12 protein-coding genes are annotated in these 16,086 nt (G+C 38.0%); 6 read left to right on the top strand and 6 right to left on the bottom strand.

What is annotated here, in order from left to right:
• The first annotated feature begins 458 nt into the window (after positions 1-458).
• From ACC612_RS01090 to dprA, 4 genes are all read left to right on the top strand, one after another.
• Positions 459-1,055 carry a hypothetical protein gene (locus tag ACC612_RS01090; RefSeq protein ID WP_371852607.1) on the top strand — a complete coding sequence of 199 codons (597 nt, stop codon included), beginning with the start codon at positions 459-461 and terminating at the stop codon, positions 1,053-1,055.
• 1 nt (position 1,056) lies between these two features.
• The gene (locus tag ACC612_RS01085) at positions 1,057-2,067 is read left to right on the top strand and encodes a hypothetical protein (RefSeq protein ID WP_371852606.1); all 1,011 of its coding nucleotides are present in this window, start codon (positions 1,057-1,059) and stop codon (positions 2,065-2,067) included.
• Between the two features lie 184 nt (positions 2,068-2,251).
• A complete protein-coding gene (locus ACC612_RS01080) occupies positions 2,252-2,818 on the top strand; it encodes a phosphoribosyltransferase family protein (RefSeq protein WP_371852605.1) in 567 nt (188 codons plus the stop codon).
• A 9-nt stretch (positions 2,819-2,827) separates the two neighbouring features.
• On the top strand, positions 2,828-4,093 hold the full coding sequence (gene dprA / locus ACC612_RS01075; RefSeq protein ID WP_371852604.1) for a DNA-processing protein DprA: 1,266 nt from the start codon (positions 2,828-2,830) through the stop codon (positions 4,091-4,093).
• Positions 4,094-4,148: 55 nt separating this feature from the next.
• On the opposite strand, the gene ACC612_RS01070 is transcribed toward dprA, so the two are convergent.
• The 4 genes from ACC612_RS01070 to ACC612_RS01055 form a co-directional block, all read right to left on the bottom strand.
• The gene (locus tag ACC612_RS01070; RefSeq protein WP_371852602.1) at positions 4,149-7,313 is read right to left on the bottom strand and encodes a HEAT repeat domain-containing protein; all 3,165 of its coding nucleotides are present in this window, start codon (positions 7,311-7,313) and stop codon (positions 4,149-4,151) included.
• Positions 7,314-7,749: 436 nt separating this feature from the next.
• Positions 7,750-8,877: a TIGR04083 family peptide-modifying radical SAM enzyme gene (locus ACC612_RS01065; RefSeq protein WP_371852697.1), complete on the bottom strand. Its 1,128-nt coding sequence runs from the start codon at positions 8,875-8,877 to the stop codon at positions 7,750-7,752.
• Between the two features lie 364 nt (positions 8,878-9,241).
• Positions 9,242-9,430, bottom strand: coding sequence for a hypothetical protein (locus tag ACC612_RS01060; RefSeq protein ID WP_371852601.1), 189 nt, complete (start codon positions 9,428-9,430; stop codon positions 9,242-9,244).
• A gap of 228 nt (positions 9,431-9,658) precedes the next feature.
• Positions 9,659-10,324 (bottom strand): lysostaphin resistance A-like protein, encoded by a 666-nt coding sequence (locus tag ACC612_RS01055; protein WP_371852600.1) that lies wholly within the window; start codon positions 10,322-10,324, stop codon positions 9,659-9,661.
• Between the two features lie 173 nt (positions 10,325-10,497).
• Here ACC612_RS01055 and ACC612_RS01050 point away from each other — a divergent pair, with 173 nt between their 5' ends.
• A complete protein-coding gene (locus tag ACC612_RS01050) occupies positions 10,498-12,816 on the top strand; it encodes a nitric oxide reductase activation protein NorD (protein WP_371852599.1) in 2,319 nt (772 codons plus the stop codon).
• Positions 12,817-13,030: 214 nt separating this feature from the next.
• Entirely contained in the window at positions 13,031-13,756 is a 726-nt protein-coding gene (locus tag ACC612_RS01045) for an alpha/beta fold hydrolase (protein WP_371852598.1), read from the top strand.
• A gap of 161 nt (positions 13,757-13,917) precedes the next feature.
• Here ACC612_RS01045 and ACC612_RS01040 read toward each other — a convergent pair whose 3' ends face one another.
• Positions 13,918-15,207, bottom strand: coding sequence for an MFS transporter (locus ACC612_RS01040; RefSeq protein ID WP_371852597.1), 1,290 nt, complete (start codon positions 15,205-15,207; stop codon positions 13,918-13,920).
• The gene (gene mmrce1 / locus ACC612_RS01035; protein WP_371852596.1) at positions 15,204-16,040 is read right to left on the bottom strand and encodes an MmRce1 family CPBP family CAAX prenyl protease; all 837 of its coding nucleotides are present in this window, start codon (positions 16,038-16,040) and stop codon (positions 15,204-15,206) included. The genes ACC612_RS01040 and mmrce1 overlap by 4 nt, the downstream gene beginning before the upstream one ends.
• Between the last annotated feature and the right edge of the window lie 46 nt (positions 16,041-16,086).

Below are 16,086 nucleotides of genomic sequence, written 5' to 3'. Positions count from 1 at the left end.
GCGTGTATTTATAAAGATATTAGATAAACCTTGTGTCAAAGGGGGAGTTTATAAGATGAGATTTTTTTGGGGGATGTGAAGGGGAGGGGGTTTTGGAGAGGATATAGGTTTTAGTGCAAGGGTAGAAGAGAAATTCATACTAAAAAGTTTATGTCGTGACTGAAAAGTGTGAACTTCTAATTATAGCTCAGTTAGTTGACGATGTTGCATAGTAAAGAGCAATTGTGACAATATTTTGTAAAAGAGGCTAGAAGCTGCCCGGAGTGGGCATAAATCTCTATTTTCAGTTCCTTTTAATAAATTTTAGTTAAAGGCCGATTGATTGAAAGCTATTGCATTGAAAGACCAATAGAATGTGATTTAATCGGTTATAAGTTACGAACCATAAGTTTTTAACTTTAAATCTGTGAGAGATTGATATGAGAAAGGATTAATATCTTGATTCGAAATATAGAATTATGCAAAAAGCAGGAAAAATTATGTTATTTTTTTCATCGTACTTACTCCTTTTTGTCATTTTATTTATAAGGGAAGTGGGAAATTATTTTTCAAATAGTTCTAGTATTGAGTCATTTCCTGCTATGGTAAAAATTCTCACATACTTTATTTTATGTGTACTTTCAGTTGCATCCATTATATTCTTTAAGAAAAGCTATGCATTTTCATCGATAGACGAAAAAGTTCTAATTTCCATCAATAATGTATCAAATGGCAATCAAGAAATTGTCTCTTATCTATTAACAATCGTAATCCCATTAGTTAGTGATATATCATATTCAATTTCAACAAATGATTGGATAAATCTTATAACTATGATACTAATTTTATTGTTTATGTTACTCATTTATGTCAATTCAAATTTGGTTGTAATAAATCCATTGTTAGTTATTTTTGGATATTCAATTAACAAGATAAATTTTTACTATGATAATAATTCCCAAATTGAATTTGAAGGAGTTTTACTTAGCAAGAAAAATTATGATTTGACCTCTATTTTAAATAAAACCATTGTTAATGAAATTGATGAACATGTGTTTATCTTACAGGGGATCTAAAATGCACAAGGATAAAGTAGAAACACTGTTACAGCAAATATCAAATTATGCGATTTCAAAATGTAGAATTAATCCATTCATCTGCCTTTATGGAGAAGAAAATGATGGAAAAGAATCTATAAAATCAAATCACTATGCAATTGATTCTATCAATAGTTTTGAAGAAATTATTAAGATGTTAACGGGTTACAAAGATAGAATTAATAAATACATATATTCTGGAAAATCTGTAGATGAATTAAAATCGGGCTCTGAAAGTAAATTGTTATTTCATAAAATGAATGAACAGGATTTTGAAATGACCTTGAGTTTTATTCGTAAGAACAATGAAAAATGCAATTTTGATGATTTCTTGAAACCAAATAAATTCAAAAATTCATTTTTAATAATTGAAATTGACCTAGATAGTTCAAATCAAAAAAAGTTATTGTTTTTAAAATCAATTCCTCAAAATTACTACTCTGCAAAACATCACAACTTTTCTATAACATCGGTATATAATAATAACCCAAAAATAACGTTCATTAATCGTAAACGTGATTTGCTACTTAGTGATGAATTTGAGATGGTAGCTTTCTTAGATAATAAAAATCCTGATACTTCATTCTTCATTATCCAAAATATTGATCGATTCGAAGAACTATATCGATATCTTAGAAGATATACTGAAGCTTACGACAAATTATCTAAAATGCTGGATTTTGTCGAGTGGAAAAATGTTGAACCAAGTCCATCTGCTAAGAAAAAATGTTTTGAACTTATGAATAATGAGTTCTTTGAGGAATGCATTCACCAACTAAAGATCAATTTGGCATCAAAAGAAGATAACCAAATAAAAAAAGCTTTCTTTTCTAAGCAAATAAAATATTATGTTGATAACGAGGGAAATATAAAGATTGTACCTCAATCTAAAAATGAGCTTAAAGCATTGCTTCGGATAATAAACGATGAAGTCGCCTCAACAGCACTTTTGCATCGAAGTGTTATTGGATCAAATTACGAAATTATTTAAATAACTTGTGAGATGCGATAGGATACTTTGACAAGTACCTCTTCATACAATAATGTGATTTACGATGGAATTGTACTAAAGTAAGTTATCCGATGAGGTACCCGTAAGTTTATTGTTTTTTGAGAAATGTATTTTTGAAATAAAAAACACGTTTTAAACTCTTCTGTGTTGGATTGGTGAGAAGATGAATAACACAAAATGCACTATCTTCAAAGATGAAGAAAACAATGAAATGTGGATGAACAATCAATTAGAACCACTTTACTTTTATGAATATCACCCTTATGATGAAGGTACAAATCCTGCATGGTATCAGCCAACTGATGGCCGAATATTAGATGTAAAAGATAATTTAGATGTAGGGGTTAATTTTTTTGTCTCAAAGCTACAACAAATATTATCCAGTACTGAGTACACGATTTGTGTTATACCTTCTAGGAAAATTGGAACTCAACCATCTGGTATAAGGAGTATTGCAAAAAAACTATGTTTCCATTCAATAATAGATGGGACAGAAGTTTTGCATCGAATTAAAGAAACGGAGAAAAAAGCAACGGGTGGACATAGAGATCTTAATTTGCAAATTGAATCATTGGAAGTTAGAAATGAAAACTTAATTAAGAATCAGCAAGTATTGTTACTTGATGATGTTACAACATCTGGGAATTCACTAAAGGCAGGTCAAATATTGTTAGAAGAAGCGGGAGCAGATCTTATTGTCAAATTTGCACTTGGGAAAACTGTGCGATAAGGATTCACTATGGAGCCATTGCCTATATTAGCCTTACAAAATATTTCTGGAATTGGAAATACAACTTTGAGAAACATATCGTCTTTATCCAACATAGTTGAACCTGAAAATAGCCATGATTTATATAAAGTTATTGTTAAAGCAAAATCAAATTTCAATAGAATTCCAGCAGTAGATTTCAGTGTAGTTGATACTGCATGGAATAAAGCTCTTGAAATAATTGAGTTATCCGAAAAAAACGATATAAAAATAATAGGAAGAAATAGCCCTTATTATCCTTCCTCGCTTTCCAAAATAGACAATCCTCCAGAGTTACTTCATATAAAAGGAAATATTGAAGCTTTAAAGGAAAACTGCGTGGCAATTATTGGAACTAGAAATCCTACTGAAGACGGATTTTACATGGCAACAAATTCTGGAGAGGGAATGGCAAAAAATGGTTACGCAGTTGTTAGTGGATTGGCAAAAGGAATTGACACCGCGGCACACGAGGGAGCATTAAAAGCAAATGGTAGAACTATAGCCGTGTTGGCCCACGGATTAGACACTGTTTACCCAAAACAAAATGAAAAGTTGGCCGAAAAAATAATTGAAAATCAGGGCGCATTAATTTCTGAATATTTCTATGGTAAAAAGAGTACAAAGAGTTCTTTTGTAGAACGTGATAGAATTCAAAGTGGACTATCCTTAAGTGTTTTAGTTATTGAAACCGCAGAGAAAGGAGGAACCATGCATACTGTCAAATTTTGTACTGAACAGGAAAAACTGTTACTAGTATTTGAACCCCCTGTTGATCCTTCTACAAATAAGTATTATTCAGGAAATAACCAACTAATAAAAAATAAACTGGCAGATTTCATTATGAAGTATGACAATAATTCCTTAAATTGTTTTTTTACGTACAATTATTTTAGAAATTCGAAATTTGATTTCATGCATGAGTATTTAAATACAGATACTCAAAATAAGTACTTTCATATTTATTCAAGGACTTCCTTAAAATCAGACCCCGAAAAGAGCCAATATTACATGGACATCAAAAAAGAATTAGGAAACAAATTAAAAAATAACGCTATCACTCATTTTGTAGAATTAATTTCAACAATAAAATTTGCCTGTAAAAAGGATTGTCAAAATTGTGAACATTTTAATGATTGCAAACTAATCGATCAGGGATTTTCGGAGTTATGTCCATTTAAAGAAATGAATCTGAATAAACTTCCGCCAAAAAAAGAAACTTCGAAAAAGAAGAATAAATCAATTTATTCATACTGAAACTGCGTTTTCTTATATTGATACGACATTAACTTAACAACAGACAGCAAAAATCCTATTTCTTACCCATCATCATCAACTTTTTTAAATCATCAATCCTGTCCACAAGGAACTTAGGAGCATTTGTTTCCAGTTCATAAGAAACAAGCATTGGAATTATTGGAAGAGCAACTTTTAATTTCTGATCTACATCCATCGGAGAATAAAGTTCATACAGAATCTCATCAATCTGCTTCTTCATTCCTGGAATCTCATCTTTGATTTCTTCTAGGTTTCGCAGGATTGCATCAACATATTCCTGTGGGTTTGACTGCTCATTGATTGTTGTTATTAATTGCTCTACATCTATACTCATAAAGTCTACTTTTGCTTCAAGAGAAGCCATTCTTGAAGGCATTGACATCGTTGGAATTAAGGGAATTATCATCGAAAGAATTGCCATCTGATCTTCAACTTTCATACAATCCTTCATTTCGTCAATTTTAGAGATGATTTGCTTGTTTTCAGGAACGCTTGGAATCTGAATCTTTAAAGAGAAAACTAGATTATCAAGACTTGTTGCCATTTGTCCCTGATTTTCAACTTGCCACCCTCGTATTTCTTGGCTAATAGTACATGCTACTGACTCGGCAGCTGTTCCCTTCGCCTCCTTACAAGCCTCCTCAGCTTTCTCTTTTAAATCTTTAAGTAGATCTTTTATGTTGTTATCAAATAATGGTTTAACTTTCCCATATAAATCATGAAAAGCAGGTGTTACTTCACGATTTTCATCTATCAGCCGATCAGCATAATTGCAAATTTCAGAGCAATACTTAAGTAATTCTTTGTATTCAACACAATCTTCATTAACAGTTTGTACAGTTCTAAGGACTTCAGATAACTTTTCAACTGCTTCTAGAAGCTTCTGTTTGCTTTTGGATTTACCAACTTCTTTCTTTGCAGCAGTGATATACCTGTCAATTTCCTTCTTTGAACATGTCCTTTTGAAAAAAATAGCATCAAATGAACGATAAAATATACTACAGAATCTTGCAGGGTTGGAGTAACTACTTTCACCTGCAGCTTTTTCAAAATACTTAATTGCTTCTTCTAACAAGGTTCTAGAATCGCTACTATTTTCAGATTTGGAGGCTTTATATATGCAGATTTTCCCCAATGAATGATTTGCACTCATTCTTACATAATGATTCTTGTCTTTAGTTAGCTCATTTAAATCATTCCACACTACAGATTTGTCAAGAGCATGAGTAAAAACAGAACCTAAAATCTCAGCGGCATTGCTTCTCACAGAAGTATTCGGTTCTGTTGTTAGCTTATGGAGATCAGTCCATGCATTAAATTTGTCTGGAACATATGGAAAAGCAGAACCTAATACCTTCGCAACGTTTGTAGGCAATTGCTTTTCATTAGCAAGCTGAATTAACTGAGACCAAGCAGTAGATTTGTACTCCTCAGGAATATGTGGAAAAGCGGAACCTAGAGCCTTACTAACAGTTGAACTAATATCCCATCTTGAACGATCTACAAGTCCGATTAAACATTCCCAAGCAGCAAATTTATCAGGAACAAACTCAAACGCATGACTGAGAGTGGTAACAGCTGCCTGTTTGATATGTGTATCCTGGTCGAGAATCAACATCCTTAGATCATTCCAAGCAGCAGATTTATCTGGGGCAAACTCAAATGCATGGCCCAGAGCAGAAGCAGCAGCCTGTCTGATACGTAGATCCCGATCGAGAATCAGCTTTCTGAGACCAAACCAAGCAATAGACTTATCAGGAACATATGGAAAAGCAGAACCTAAAGCTCTAGCAGCATTCCAGCTAACTTGCATATTCAAATCACATATAAGCTTAATCAAATCATTCCAAGCAGCAGATTTGTTTGGTATAAACTTAAACACATGACCAATAGTAGCAGCTGCACTACTTCTTACAGATGGATGTTCATCAATTGCAAATTTATGAATGTCTGACCAAGCAGCAAGTTTGTCAGGAATGTATACAAAAAAATAGCGAATAGCAATAGCGACGTTTGACCGAACATTTACATTTTTATCAGTTGCTAACCTATGTATATCAGACCAAGCAGTAGATTTGTCGGGCACAAATTCAAATGCACGACGAAGAACGTAGAGGACTATTAATCTAACAGATGGATTCTCATCAGTGATAAATTTGTGCAAGTCGGACCATGCAGCATATTTATCAGGAACAGATGAAAGAGTGGAACCAAGAATATCAGCAATTTTTAATGTAACGTCTGAATGTTCATCAATTATAAATCTAGCAGGGTCATTCCAAGCAGGATATTTCCACTCATCGGTGATATAATAAAAATTTGAACTAAAAGAAACAGATGTATTCTTTAGAACATCCAAATTCCTAGAAATTAGCATCCGATACAAATCTGACCAAGCAGAAGACTTATACTCTTCTGGAACATATGAAAAAACATAATTGAGAGATTCAGCAGCTTTCAATCTTACATTTGAATCTGTATCAATTGTTAGTCGGCGAAAATCATCCCACGCAACAAATTTGTATTCGTGAGGGATATGTGCATAAGAAGAAATAAGAGCAGAGACTACTTTTCCTTTCAGATCCATATTTTCGTCGCTTATTAACCTATACAATTCAGACCAAGCAAAGTACTTGTATTCGCGAGGAAGAGATTGATTAGCAGAAATAAGGGCTTCCGCTGCACTCCATCTTACATTTAAATCATCATCATTTATTGACTTGTATAAGTCACACCACACAACATATTTGTATTCTTTAGGAATGGAAGAATAAGACGAAACAAGCACGTAAGCAGCATTCCATCTAACAAATGATTCCTTATCAAATGTTAGCCTGTGCAAATCAGACATAATAATATATTTGTTTTTATCAGGCACATGTAAGAAAATAGAGACCAGAACATCAGCAAGTTTCCACCTGACAATAGAATCGCCATCAATTACAAGTCTATGCAAATCAGACAAAGCAGCAGTTTTGTGTTCTTCGGTGATGTCAGAAAAAACGAAACCAATGGCATCAAGGGCACTTATTATAATAAATAAATTTGTATCAGTTATCAATCTATGTAAATTTGACCAATAAGTATTTTTGTCAACAAGTAATGAAAAACTACTTTTAAGTAATCTGGCAGCTTCTAACCTATCATCCACATTTTCACTCAAACTAAGTCGGTGAATCTCTTCCTGATCTACTGCCATCTAATCCAGATGTGCTCTTTCAGTATAAATAAAATACTTTTTGATGCTGTACTTAACATTTTACTGCTTTCGACCAGCTTACTTATGTTCAAAGACCTGGGAAACAGTAGAAAAGTTATGTATATGCATAATAAGGATCAAGCACACAAACTCTTTCCACAACACTAAAAAAAGAAAAAATAAATCAAAATACAACCAACAGTACATAAAACAAGGTCAAACTAACAACACTGAAGCGATATTCTTCGTCCAGAACGAACGCCTATACCTAATCCCCTTGGATTGCAATAAACTGTACATCTTTCTTTTATCCAACCTGAACTGATTATGGCAAATGCCACATGTTCCGTATAGCCTTCCACCATGCTAATAGATGTGATCTCTACTCAAAAAAGAAAAGATATAGATGTACTGCATTACACAGGACCTATTCCACTCATGTTTTCTTAAACATCAGGGACATTATTCCTGGCTTTGAAGGTTTCATCGGGTTCTGGAAGAAGCCCATTTCCATGCTTGGACCCCCGAACATCTCATTATTGACCCTTTCGGTTATTTCATCGAATATCATTTTGTAGGAGACACAGTGGGGGTCGACTCCCTTTATTTCCCCGCCGGTGGGAGTTATGGCATTGTAAGGGCAGCCTCCTCTGCAGTATGTAATATGGGCGCAGTCCTTGCAGTTCTGGTCAACGTACTCTTTGTAATCGAACATGAGCTTCCAGGCATCTGACTTCGCAAGTTCTTCAATGCTTGGGTTGTCGTAGACATTGCCCATGACGTATTCCGGCATGCCTACAAAGCGATAGCAGGGATATATGCCTCCGTCAGGGCCTACGGCTAAGACATCTCCCATACAGTCCACGAAGGTGCAGACAGCACCTTTACCACTAAATACGCCTTTACAGAGGTGGTCGATGTTCATGACCTCGATCCGGTCCATGTTTTCCAGGTATTTGTCCAGGAGGTAGATCAGGAGCTTCCCGTATTCTTCCGGGTCAAGAGCCCATTTTTCGGGTTCGTCGCCGCGTAAAGAAGGCAGAGCAGGATGGAACTTGAGGATCCAGCCGTTTTCCAGGTAAAAATTGAAAATTTCCTCCCTATATTTTTCAGAATGAGATGTGAAAGTGGTGATGAACCTTACGGAAAGTCCATGTTCTTTTGCTATCCTGTATCCACGCATGGTTTTTTCGAAATATCCCTCTCCTCTCTGGAAATCATTAAGCTCTTTCGGACCGTCAAGGCTGGAACCGATGGGAATGTCATATTCCGCAAAAATTTCAGCTATTTCGTCTGTCATCTTCCAGAGGTTAGTCTGTATGGCAAAAGCCACTTTCTTCGGCTTTACTCCTTCAGCAAGCATCGGTAAAGCCTCTCTGTAGAAATCCGCGCCTGCCAGGAGCGGTTCCCCCCCATGGAAGGTAAAGGTAACCGAATCTTCCCTGAAGTTTTTGAGCCATTCAACTACTTCTTTTATGGTCTCAATACTCATTATAGGGGATTTCTCCTCAGAACTCCAGCAGTAACTACAGTTCCCAGGACAGCCCAAGGTGGGGATCAGCATGACGTGAAAGGACATTTTTATAGCACCTTTTTTGTAAGGTTTTTCAAATTATTAGTAGTTTTCTAAAAGTCATCCCCCATAAATCAGTGGTAGGATAGTTCTTCCGAATAGGTTTTTATTTTCAACTTTCTCTGAGCAGGAATGATAATAGTGTAAAGAAGTATCTGAAAGCAACGTCTCTTATTGATGTTCTTGGTTGCAGTGGCAAGCTACCTGATTAGAAAGTAAAGATGACACCACAGAGGTACCTGGATACTAGAGGGCAGGTACCTCCTCCTTTTAGAATTGTTTAAGCATTTATCATATAGATATTATATATTAAAAAAATACGAATTTACCCATAATGTTGTAAAGATCCTTCCTTTTATTGATACTTTTTAAAATTGTATTTCTCAGCAACTTTTGCTTTTTCTTCTGATGGAAGTGACGTGAAATATTTTTTCCAACCCGGGCAAAAATTGATGTGCCAACGCCAGAATCGTCCGGCAAGAGACTTCGGCTTGTTATCATGTTTTGCTCGCAACTTGCAGTTACTACAATTGTTTTCAGCCATAACAATACTCCTCTCAATAATACGACTACCCGTAAGATAAATTATAGTTGTAGCCATTACTTTATATTCATAACGTCTGAACTTACCCGGCAGACACTTGTAGAAATTGTATGGATCAATTGATTAGGAACCGCACGATGTATATAGATAAGTGTAGATGGATTGCCTACGTGCATCTGTGCTTATCTGCATTTTTAAGAAAAATTGATGATCGCTACATAGTTAACTTTACCACAACCCATACACCGGACCGAAAAAGAAGAATCCTAACAAGCCGATAGTGTTGCTTGCCCCGTGAGCAATGATCGCAGCCCATAGGTTGTTATCGTAATGCATCTTTATCAGGCTGAAGAAAATCGCATCCAGAAAAGTGAGAATGACCCCTATTGTTCCCTGTTCCGTATGTGCAAGTCCGAATAGTAAAGAAGAAATACCCACAGCAAGAATTATCCCGATCCTTGTATCCCCAAAGAGATCCCGTATCCTTTTTTGGAGATAACCTCTATACACGATCTCTTCTCCAAATGCAGCTAAAGTCCATGTCAGCGCCAGGAAGAACAACAGCTGGTTGAAATTTCCTTTAAGGTTTTCGAATGCACTCAGGTCTTGTGTTGTTCCTGTTAAGTGATTGAGTACCGGCATGAATACACTTAGATGCAAAATGGTCCAGAAGATCACTAATACTATAATAGTGACTACCATCTTAAGCCAGCTACTGTTTTTTCTGAAACCTAAAGTTTGCAGTTTTTCTTTGCGTATCAAAAGCGAGATTGCGATAATTCCCAGAATAATGATAGTCGGGATGAACAGGTCCAGAACGATGACCGCAATGGCAATGAGCAATTCAACAATTGATATCAATTTCCAGACATTTTCCCTATCCATTCCACCCATCATATCACCCTGCTATCGGCTTTGCAGTATCCTGAAACATCTTTGAGACACATTTGAATGTATTGTTAACATGGCTGATCGCTTGAATATAGATTTTTCTACATAGCCGGAAAATACAAACTTTTTTTATTCATGAAGCAAGACAATCTATCATCATATTAAAGGATAAGGATATGGAAGATAAAGATCCCACTAAAGACGAGATAGTCGGGCTTATAGGATCAAGGTTCCCGGAAAAGGACTATCACAAGAACTTCCTCAGCGTTCTGGAAAAGAGCAGCCCGATATATTGTAGTGAACTTCTCAGAACTGTCCGCATGCTGCTTGATAAAGACCTCATGCTTGCAGAGGTTCTCTTTGAGGCTCTTCCTGTAGCACAGCACATCGGGCCTGAAGGCATAAGGAAATGGGCTGGCATTGGCATAAAGATATTTGACCTGGACAAGGAGCTGGCAATCGATTATTTTTCCCATTCATCTTCCCTCTTAAAGGACCTGGATATCGGTGAACTTGAAGAGTGGGCTCTGAACGGCATAGCTATCTTTGAAGAAGAACCATTCCAGGGAAGAACTTATTTTTCCCTGAGATCTGAGAGCTCAAAAGAATTCATCAAAGGGCTTACCGGGTCAGCGGCACTCAATGAGATCGTAAGCGTTCTAAAGTACTATGCCCTTGGTTTATCAGGTGTCAATTTTAACATTCTTTCCCGAAGGATGTTACAGATGGAGGAAGAAAACAATTCCATAAATCCTGTGGTCGCAGGCAGGACCATCTACCTTGCACCCTGGATCAGGAGATACGGTGATCTTGAAGATAACTTCAGGATATACAAGCTGAGCATAATGCATGAGGTCGGACATGTGCAGTTCAGTTCTCACAAGATAGAACGCGATAGTGCAGCGGAACTGATGGCAAACATCAGAAACCGGTACACTACCATTATGAAAAGAACTTATCTGTCTGGAGTGCAAACTGAGGGTTTCATTGACATTGCTGATGTTATAGCTCTGTTCCCTAACAAAGCACTGGCCGGAACGATACTTGGCATTCTGGAAGATGCCAGGATCGAGTACATGATAATGCAACACTACAAAGGAGTGCGCTCAGACCTTGAGAGAATAAGATACCAGATGCTTCTGACAAGACCTGCTCCAAAAGGTGATCTTGAAGAGTTCATGGAATCACTGCTATGGCTCTCGACAGGACATGAACCCGCCTGCAAGATAAATAAAGGAACAGAGGAGCTTATGGGAGAGATAAGCACCCTTCTAGAGGATAAAATATTCCATGAGAGATCATCCATCCTTGGTTCCCTTGATACGACCTTCAGGATATATACCATGCTTGATGACCAGATCGGCCCATTAAGCCAGAAAGAGTATACGGTCCTGAAGAATATCGATTACCGCGGAGTGGATATCGGGGCGTATCGTAAGAAGGGCTCTCTTTCTTCGGATCCACATGAGAATATAATCAGAAGCTTCATCCCCAAAAGCGAAGTGGAACCGGAAGCAGAAAAAGAAGAGCCAGAAGAAGAGATCAAACGCCGGCCCACCTATGCTACTAGCAAGAACTGGAAGATACTGGGCAGTTACAGGTATAATGAATGGGACACCGTGATAAATGACTATAAAACAGATTGGTGTACGGTCAACGAGATAGAGCCCTTCGGCATGTCCAGTGATTACTACAAGGATGCTTCAGAACAGTACAGGCATGAGATAGCTTTGATCAAGCATGTATTCAACAGGATGAAACCGGAAGCATTCCGCAGGATGAAAGGACAGACCGATGGAACTGAGATCGATATCGATGCATTCATCGATGCCCTGATACAGAAGAAATGCGGGATAAATCCCGATGACGGGCTCTACCTAAGATGGGACAAGCATGAAAGGGATGTTGCAACTCTTTTCCTTATAGATGTCAGTTATTCCACCCATAAAAAGATAGGCTATGAGGAAAAGAGCATAGTGGATGTTGAAAAAGACTCTCTTATCATCATGATACAGGCTTTTGAAAGCATAGGTGACAAGTATGCAATCTACGCATTTTCCGGCCAGACAAGAGATGATGTTGAATACTTTGTCATAAAGGAGTTCGATGAGGAACTATCGGACAACGTTGCTCGCAGGATTAGTGTGCTGGAACCGGCATCCAACACAAGGCTCGGACCTGCCATCCGCCATTCGATCAGAAAACTTGACAAAGTAGATGCAAGAACAAAGATCATAATACTGTTATCCGATGGCGAACCCTTTGATACCTCCCGGGGAGAAAGCGCATACAAAGAAAGAATTGCTGAAGAGGACACTAGAATAGCGATAAAGGAATGCAATGCCAAGGGAATTAATTTCTTTTGCATAACCGTAGATCCAGATCCCGGCAAATATCTCGACAATATTTTCTCTGATGCCGGATACATAATAATAGATGATGCCAGTTCACTTCCAGAGAGGCTTCCGATACTGTATAAGAGGATCACTACCTGATCCTGTAATACCGGTGCAGTGATACTCATGTGTATAACTGTTCTTCAAATTCAAATTTAACTTCAAATGCATATTATTTCTGAGTATCAAAGTTTGCTCATAAAGTATATAACATAGGAAATGCCAGATTCGGTATGGGTTTACATCTATGGATGAGGTCAATATAGGTGGATTACGCATAGCATTCCAACGGAAGGGCAAGGGGTCGCCCCTTGTGCTCCTACACGGTGGCCTTAGCGACAGCCGGATGTGGCGCAGGCAGCTTGATGAACTGTCCGATGAATTTACAGTGGTGGCTTGGGATGCACCCGGATGTGGTCGTTCAGCAGATCCGCCGGAGACCTTCCGTTTGCCTGATTTTGCAGACTGCCTTGCTGCATTTATTGAGGAAATAGGTTTAGTAAAGCCTCATATTCTCGGCCTGTCATTCGGTGCCGGACTTGCACTTGAGTTATACCATCGATATCCTGCCATCCCGAGATCTCTCATACTGGCTTCGGCTTATGCCGGATGGTCGGGATCGCTTCCTTCCGATGTAGTAGAACAACGCTTGCAACAAGGGCTTAAACAATCCGAATTGCCACCCGAGCAGGTAGTTAAGATGTGGATTCCGACGCTCTTCGTTAAATCTGTATCTAACAAGGTAATTGAGGAGACAGCAGCGATTATGTCCGAATTTCATCCAGTCGGGATGAGAACTATGCTGCTTTCTTTCGCTGAGGCCGATCTTCGTGACATGCTTCCAACCATCAAAGTACCTACACTATTGCTTTACGGTGAAGCCGATCAGCGTTCTCCTCTGAACGTTGCAGAGAACCTGCACGCAGAGATTCCAACTTCAAGGCTTGTGATCATACCTGCCGTTGGCCATGAGATCAGCCTAGAGGCACCAGAGATATTCAATGCCGAAGTACGCAGCTTTTTTCGAGCAAATCCGTAAGAATTGGCACCTAAATTGATTAGAAAAAGGCGTGCAATTTGAGCCTGTAGAAATCCTCGAGATTCTTATGAGAATTCAGTGCCAGTATTCTTAGTATACTCTCCGATATTGATGAGAATTATCCAGTTTATCCTGTTGATACATTTTAGGAGAGAGGGCGTCTACATAGCCGCATCTTCTAATCCCTTTATTTCTCTATTTTGCCAGATAAACAAAGAGATCACAGATATCATTGCCCCGGAGATCACAAACATCAAAGCAATTCCCCTGCCTTCTCCCACTCCGATAATATAACCAGCTGTTCCAGCCAATAGGCCATCCACTTCCAGAAGCGGATTGAAAACATTATCTGCTAAAAAACCTGCAACTAAAAAGGCTACGAATGAGCCAAGATATGTGACCATGGAAATGATAGACCACACACGACCTTGTTTTTTGTTTTCAATGTTTTTGCGGATCAGGACTTCAATGGAGGTGTTTATGAACGGCAAGGTTGCAAAGAACATAAATCCTGCCAGAGTGATCAGAATGATATTCGTTGATAATCCAAGACCGGCAAAGAATATTCCAGAAAGAAATAGCGATATTGATAATATAATTACATGTTTGTGTTTGCTACCGAATAATCCGATGAACAGGCTTCCAAGAATTATACCTGAAGCGCAGACGGATTGGGAGATTCCCACTATTTTTACTGTTGTCAGGTTGAGCAGCATTGGAATTATAAGGGATTGAAGCAATCCGACAAAAAAGAGCACGAGCATTGTTGTAATAACCAGATGAACTACGCCTTTGATTTGTGAAAATTCCTGAATGCCCTCTCTAAGGTCAGCCATGATGTTTTGTTCGGGGTGCTTTAGAGTTATGCCGCCTAAGATACTTCTGACCCAGATAACGATGAAACTGGAGATCAAGAGAGTGCTGATGTCTATCAAAAATATAAATTTGATATCAATTACCGATAATAAGAGACCAGCGAGGAACGGAGAGATCAGGTATTGAGCAGAACTTGCTAATTGCATTAATCCGCTTGCTTTGGCATATTGAGTTTCGGGTAGAAGGTCAGTGACAAGGGCTTTGTAAGCGGGTTCCTGAAAAGCTGAAAAAATGGAACTGATCCCAATCCCAAGATAAATATGCCAGATTTCAATGTTGCCATTCAGCATCATGAAAAATATAAAGAGAAGCCCGAGAGTTGCACCAAGATCACCAAATACCATCATTAGGCGCCTGTCATGACGATCTGCCAATATGCCCCCATAGGGTTTTAGCAACATGGGCGGTAAAAGAGCACAGATGAGTATGAAGACGTAACTTGAAGCTGTATTGGTTTGTTGGTATACATATACACCCAGGGAAAAAATAGTAAGACCAGTACCTATTATTGAGATAAACTGCCCAATCCAGATAAGAAGGAATTTGGAATAGAGATCCTGAGGTTTATTGGTCATTTTTTAACCTCTGGGATTAGGTGCTCTTTGGAAAATAACATATCTTTTTCCAGTACAATAATAATGGCGACAACAACAATAAGCACTACGGTTTCGATACATTTTGTAATTTGGGTAATTGCCAGTATCTCCTGTGAGAGGTTGATGACAAAATGAAAGAGGATTGCAGAAAGCACACTTTTTCCGTTCTTTATGCACATCCAGCTGATGATCACTCCCATGGGGATGATGCTGATGAAAAAATTCACACCAAACCAGATGTTCTGATGAAATATCTCATACTGATAGGAATTGTTGACAAATATAAGCGGAAAATGCCATAGCGACCAAAGTATGCTGAAAACTACGGATGCTTTAAAGTATGTGTACCGGCTCTGGAGGCTGTCAAAGGCATATCCTCGCCATCCAAGTTCTTCAAAACCCGCAGCAAGCAACAGAAGAAGCAATACAGGGACAAATCCGGATGAAAAAGAGAAACCTTCGGCAAATTGAAACTGTGAAAACGATCCTCCGAAAGGAAGCGAAAGAGCGATAGATACCAGAACAGTAAGCGGCATTATTAAAAGCAATGTGGGCAGCATTTTTAGACGTATCAGTCGGATATTGATGAGCCTGTTGACAAAATCCTTATTCAGATCTGAATTTTTAGACGTAAAGATCATGACAAGCGAAATCAGAAAAGGTGCCATCAGCCCGGGCAGCATAAAAAGCATATACATTCCGCTTTTATCATCATGAAAACTTACATATGCCCCTGCAAACCAGAGAATATAAGTGACTATAAAGGTCGCAATAAAGTAGACCCTGGGTTTATATTTGTAGTTCGGGATCATCGCTCCTCCAGATTCAAAATTCCATGGTATGTACCTCAGCGTATCA

It is taken from the genome of Methanomethylovorans sp., from assembly GCF_041447285.1.
Taxonomy (GTDB): domain Archaea; phylum Halobacteriota; class Methanosarcinia; order Methanosarcinales; family Methanosarcinaceae; genus Methanomethylovorans.
Note: the sequence above shows the minus strand (reverse complement) of the source record. Positions and strands in the feature narration are given on the sequence as shown.

What these genes read in the sequence shown, in the direction of transcription:
- ACC612_RS01090 (WP_371852607.1), top strand. Translation starts at nt 459, where the DNA reads ATGCAAAAAGCAGGAAAAATTATGTTATTTTTTTCATCGTACTTACTC.
- ACC612_RS01085 (WP_371852606.1), top strand. Translation starts at nt 1,057, where the DNA reads ATGCACAAGGATAAAGTAGAAACACTGTTACAGCAAATATCAAATTAT.
- ACC612_RS01080 (WP_371852605.1), top strand. Translation starts at nt 2,252, where the DNA reads ATGAATAACACAAAATGCACTATCTTCAAAGATGAAGAAAACAATGAA.
- dprA (WP_371852604.1), top strand. Translation starts at nt 2,828, where the DNA reads ATGGAGCCATTGCCTATATTAGCCTTACAAAATATTTCTGGAATTGGA.
- ACC612_RS01070 (WP_371852602.1), bottom strand. Translation starts at nt 7,313, where the DNA reads ATGGCAGTAGATCAGGAAGAGATTCACCGACTTAGTTTGAGTGAAAAT.
- ACC612_RS01065 (WP_371852697.1), bottom strand. Translation starts at nt 8,877, where the DNA reads ATGCTGATCCCCACCTTGGGCTGTCCTGGGAACTGTAGTTACTGCTGG.
- ACC612_RS01060 (WP_371852601.1), bottom strand. Translation starts at nt 9,430, where the DNA reads ATGGCTGAAAACAATTGTAGTAACTGCAAGTTGCGAGCAAAACATGAT.
- ACC612_RS01055 (WP_371852600.1), bottom strand. Translation starts at nt 10,324, where the DNA reads ATGGGTGGAATGGATAGGGAAAATGTCTGGAAATTGATATCAATTGTT.
- ACC612_RS01050 (WP_371852599.1), top strand. Translation starts at nt 10,498, where the DNA reads ATGGAAGATAAAGATCCCACTAAAGACGAGATAGTCGGGCTTATAGGA.
- ACC612_RS01040 (WP_371852597.1), bottom strand. Translation starts at nt 15,207, where the DNA reads ATGACCAATAAACCTCAGGATCTCTATTCCAAATTCCTTCTTATCTGG.
- mmrce1 (WP_371852596.1), bottom strand. Translation starts at nt 16,040, where the DNA reads ATGATCCCGAACTACAAATATAAACCCAGGGTCTACTTTATTGCGACC.